This window comes from Allorhizocola rhizosphaerae (assembly GCF_003426775.1).
In the GTDB taxonomy this organism is placed as follows: Bacteria; Actinomycetota; Actinomycetes; order Mycobacteriales; family Micromonosporaceae; genus Allorhizocola; species Allorhizocola rhizosphaerae.
Genome location: NZ_QJUG01000379.1, coordinates 1 through 4,638 on the forward strand (window position 1 = coordinate 1; position 4,638 = coordinate 4,638).

At 67.5% G+C, this 4,638-nt stretch carries 5 protein-coding genes; all 5 read left to right on the plus strand.

What is annotated here, in order from left to right:
• A partial coding sequence (gene hppD, locus DM816_RS40350; protein WP_117215728.1) for a 4-hydroxyphenylpyruvate dioxygenase occupies positions 1 to 584 on the plus strand: 584 nt, incomplete at its 5' end.
• 20 nt (positions 585 to 604) lie between these two features.
• Positions 605 to 1,213: an RDD family protein gene (locus DM816_RS40355; RefSeq protein ID WP_246002695.1), complete on the plus strand. Its 609-nt coding sequence runs from the start codon at positions 605 to 607 to the stop codon at positions 1,211 to 1,213.
• 8 nt (positions 1,214 to 1,221) lie between these two features.
• A complete protein-coding gene (locus tag DM816_RS40360; protein WP_117215730.1) occupies positions 1,222 to 2,031 on the plus strand; it encodes an RDD family protein in 810 nt (269 codons plus the stop codon).
• Positions 2,032 to 2,037: 6 nt separating this feature from the next.
• Complete coding sequence (hisC, locus tag DM816_RS40365) at positions 2,038 to 3,123, plus strand: histidinol-phosphate transaminase (protein ID WP_117215731.1); 1,086 nt, start codon at positions 2,038 to 2,040, stop codon at positions 3,121 to 3,123.
• Between the two features lie 27 nt (positions 3,124 to 3,150).
• A complete protein-coding gene (locus DM816_RS40370; protein ID WP_162908359.1) occupies positions 3,151 to 4,431 on the plus strand; it encodes an outer membrane protein assembly factor BamB family protein in 1,281 nt (426 codons plus the stop codon).
• The last annotated feature ends 207 nt before the right edge of the window (positions 4,432 to 4,638 follow it).

The following is a 4,638-nucleotide window of genomic DNA, read 5'->3' on the forward strand; positions in this document are numbered from 1 at the left end:
GCAACGTGGAGCTCGGCAGGATGGACGAGTGGGTGGAGTTCTACCACCGCGTCATGGGCTTCACCAACATGGCCGAGTTCATCGGCGACGACATCGCCACGGAGTACTCGGCGCTGATGAGCAAGGTGGTCGCCAACGGCACGCGCAAGGTGAAGTTCCCGCTCAACGAGCCCGCGATTTCCCAGAGGAAGTCGCAGATCGACGAGTATCTCCAGTTTTACGGCGGCCCCGGTGTGCAGCATATTGCCCTGGCCACCAACGACATCCTGGCCACGGTCGACGCCATGCGCGCCGCGGGGGTGGACTTCCTCGAAACGCCCGACTCGTACTACCAGGACCCGGAGCTCCGGGCGCGCATCGGCACCGTGCGCGTCCCGGTCGAGGAGCTGCAAAAGCGCAAGATCCTCGTGGACCGGGACGAGGACGGGTACCTGCTGCAGATCTTCACCAAGCCGGTGCAGGATCGGCCGACCGTCTTCTTTGAACTCATCGAGCGGCACGGCTCGCTGGGCTTCGGCAAGGGCAACTTCAAGGCGCTGTTCGAGGCCATCGAGCGGGAACAGGACAGGCGCGGAAATCTCTAGCGGCATGGGAAAATGGCGGCGTGGAATCAACACCGGCACCACCGCCGCAGCCACCGCAGCCACCGCTGAGGCCGCAGTACCAGCCGCCACCCGCGACGGGCGGCCAGGTGTGGCACGCGCCGCCACCCCCGGTCGCCCCCAACGGGCAGCCGTTGGCGGGCTTCGGCGACCGCTTTCTCGCGTTCCTCATCGACACCGCGATCTTCATGGCCGTCTATATGGTCGTCTTCGTGCCATTGATGATCGGCTGGGTCTCGATCGTGGTCTCGGAGGCGCAGTCGGGCCGCGAGCCCGACGTCGGCATGTTCATCGCCATCTATGTGATCTTCTTTGGCGCCGCGATGGTCCTGTCCATCGGCGCGACCTACCTCTACTACGTGGAGTTCCAGCTGCGCCGGGGCGGGCAGACCGTCGGCAAGAAGGCGATGAAGCTGCGCGTGATCTCGGTCGATCCGGCCGCGGCGCTCGACCGCATGACGCTCGCGAAGCGCTGGGGCATCCAGCACGCGGCCGCGGCGTTCGTGCCGTTCTTCGTCTACGTCGACGGTCTGTGGCAGCTGTGGGACAAACCGCTGCAACAATGCCTACACGACAAGGTGGCTGCGACCGTCGTCGTCAAGGTCGGTTAAATAGGTCCATGACGAGCAGTCCCGGGTGGTACAGAGACCCCGCCGAGCCGAGCACCCAGCGCTACTGGGACGGTGAGGGCTGGGTCGGCGAGCCCCTGCCGATCGACGCCACCCCGCCGCCCGGCCCGCCTGCGGTGAGCATCGTCCAGGCACCGAAACTGCCCGAGACGCCGGCGCCGCCCACTTCGCCGACATTCACACCGCCGACGCCGATTCCGACCATGCCGGTCAAGCTCACCGTGCCGGTCCGGCCGCACGGGTTCGCGCTCGCCAGCCCCGGAGCCCGGTTCATGGCGCGCTTCATCGACATCCTCGCGGTGCTCGTGCTCAACGCCGTCGTCAACGGGTGGTTCGTCTACCGGTTCATGCTCGACTTCGGCCCCTACATGCAGGCGGTCATCAAGGCCTCGCAGGCCGGCGAGGACTGGGCGGCGATCACCCAGCCCTCCCAGATGCGCACCCTGACGCTGGTCATCACGCTGCTCATGACCGCACTGTGGTTCGCCTACGAGGTGCCGGTGACCGCCCAAACTGGACAGACGCTCGGCAAGCGGGCCATGCGCATCAAGGTGGTCCGGGTCGAAAGCCTCGAACCGCTCGGGTTCATGCGCTCTTGGCGCCGGTGGAACCCGCTGGGCCTGCCCACGCTCCTGCTCAGCTGCTGCCCGCCGGTCACCAGCGCCCTGCAAGCGCTCGACGTCATGTTCATCCCCATGGACCGCCTGCAGCGCATGGCCCTGCACGACCGCTCGGCGGGCACCTACGTCGTGCAGCTTCCCGAGCCGGTGCGGCTCCCCGATCCACAGAAAGGAAAGTAGGTAGCCATGGACACGAGGAGTCTCACCCGCCCCGACCTCGCGGCGCTGCCCGCCTACATCCCCGGGCGGTCCGTCCCGGGCGCGATCAAACTTGCCAGCAACGAGGTCCCGTTCGGCCCGCTCCCGGGCGTGATCGAGGCGCTCACCGAGGCGGCCGCGGGCGTCCACCGGTACCCGGATATGGGGGTGGTGGCTCTTAAAAACAAGATCGCGCAACGTCTGGGCGTCGCGCCGGAGCGGGTCGTGACCGGCTGCGGCTCGGTGGCCCTTGCCGAACACCTGGCCCGCACGGCCTGCCTGCCCGGCGACCAGATCCTCTACTCGTGGCGGTCGTTCGAGGCCTACCCGATCATCGCCGCGACCACCGGGGCTGAGTCGATCAAGGTGCCCAACACGCCCGAACACGCCCATGATCTGAAGGCGATGGCGCAGGCCGTCACCGACCGGACCCGCCTCATCCTGCTCTGCAATCCGAACAATCCCACGGGCACTTCGCTGCGGCACGCTGATATCGAAGAGTTTCTCTCTTCGGTTCCCGCGGACACGATCGTGGTGCTCGACGAGGCCTATCGGGAGTTCGTGACCGACCCGGACGTGACCGACGGGCTGCTCGCCTTCGGGGATCGCCCCAACGTCGTGGTGCTGCGCACGCTCAGCAAGGCTTGGGGCCTGGCCGGGCTGCGCGTGGGCTACCTCGTGGCGCAGCCCGACGTCGCCGCGGCCGTCAGCAAGGTCGTGACGCCGTTCTCGACCAGCTCCGCCGCGCAGGCCGCCGCCATGGCCGCGCTCAGCCAGGAGGCCGAGATGCGGCGGCGGTGCGACATCGTCATCGCCGAGCGGGAGCGAGTCCACGCCACACTGGTCAAATGGTTGCCGGAGGTGCCCGCGAGCCAAGCCAACTTCGTGTGGCTGCCGCTGCGCGACCGCGCGGTAGAGTTCGGCCAGGTCTGCGAGATGCAGGGGGTGATCGTGCGCCCATTCGCCGGCGACGGCGTCCGTGTGACGATCGGCACGCCGGAAGAGAACGACGCCTTCCTCGCGGCAGCTGAAACCTACCTGGGCCCGGAGCGCGACCAGAGTCATCCCGCATGATTTTGCGGTAATTGCTAGGTTGTACCGGTGCCCCGGCAGAACAGAAGGTTTGCGCTCATAGCCGCGGCGACGGCCGTTATGCTGCTCGCGACCGCTGTCATCGTGTGGCGCGTGCTGCGGCCGTCCGAAGTGGTCACCCAGGCCCGTGCCGCCACACCGACGGCGACAGTCGAGAGTTTCCCCTCACCGGGAGCGCTCGGCGCGCTCGCGGCGGCGCCGCTGATCTACGACGACCGGATCCGCATCTTCGCCAAGAAGCGTGAGGTCTGGTCGGACAACCCGGCGTCGTACCAATACGAGCGCAGCGCACACTGGGCCTACCGGCGCTGGCCGGCGCAGGTGACCGGGGTGCTGCTGATGCACACCGCGCCCGACAATTCGCCGTCCCACGCTGTGGTGGTGACCGCGTGGACAGACGGGGCGCTGGTCGGGCTCGACGCCGAGATGGGCACGGTGCTGTGGCGCGCCGACGCCGACCCGCTCGCGGAGGACTACCCGGGCAGGCGCACCGGCGGCATCGCCGTGTACCAGCCGCCAGGGCTGTTCATGAGCGGGACCAGGTTCGTGACCGTGGGCGAGGAATCTGTGCGCGCCTTCGCGGCCGAGACGGGCACGCAGCTGTGGAAGGCGCTCAACCCGGTCGTGCCGGAGTGCCGCGGGACCGACTTCAGCACGCTGACACACCTGTACCTTCTCGACACGTGCACCGACAGCCTGCGCCGCATCGACCTGGCAAGCGGAGCCGAGCTCGCGCCAGTGCCCGCGACGACCGCGGTCGAGCCGCTGTCGTGCGTTGTGGGGCATTCGCTCTGCACGGCCATGCGCACCACCACGGATGCGGGCCTCAAGCGGGGCTGGCGCCTCACCGACCGCGACCCGCTCGACAGCCCGACCCTGTCGGCGCCCGGTTCCCTGCCGGCCTCAGCAACCAGCATCATCGTGCCTTCGCAGGCGTCCGACTCGGTTTCGGCAGTCGACCCCGCCACGGGCACACCGATCTGGACATGGCGCCCAGCCGGCCCAGGCATCACGCTCAGGCTTCTCGGCGCCGATGCGGTGCGCACGATCCTGCTCGAGTCCGACGGGAATCTGGTCCTACTCAACACGGTGACGGGCAAGCTCCTGCTGAGCACGACCATCCTGCGCCAAAACGAGCCCCAACGCCCATACGACGTGAACCTGTTTTACCAGTCAGGCGCATATCTCACACTTGAGCGCACCAATCCGAAGGTCGATCCCGACGAGGTCGATGACGCTTTCTATTTCACGCCGCGTGCGGTGCTTCTAGCGTTTTCCGGCCGTATCTGACACACCCGCCGCCCGTTTCCCACGACCCCACCCTTCCTGGTTTCCCTCTTCCGGTTTCCCCTTTTGGGTCTGTTTCAGTAACGGTGTTTCCGGCGGATCTTCAGTAGTTCTCGGCGGCCGGGAACCGGTCACCGAACGTGATGGCGAAAGCGTTGAGGACTGGCTTCCAACGCACCGCCCATCGGGTCTTGCCGGTACCGGTCGGAT

Bases quoted from the DNA above. Each gene is read 5' to 3' on its own strand.
- hisC (WP_117215731.1), top strand. From the start codon at position 2,038: ATGGACACGAGGAGTCTCACCCGCCCCGACCTCGCGGCGCTGCCCGCC.
- DM816_RS40360 (WP_117215730.1), top strand. From the start codon at position 1,222: ATGACGAGCAGTCCCGGGTGGTACAGAGACCCCGCCGAGCCGAGCACC.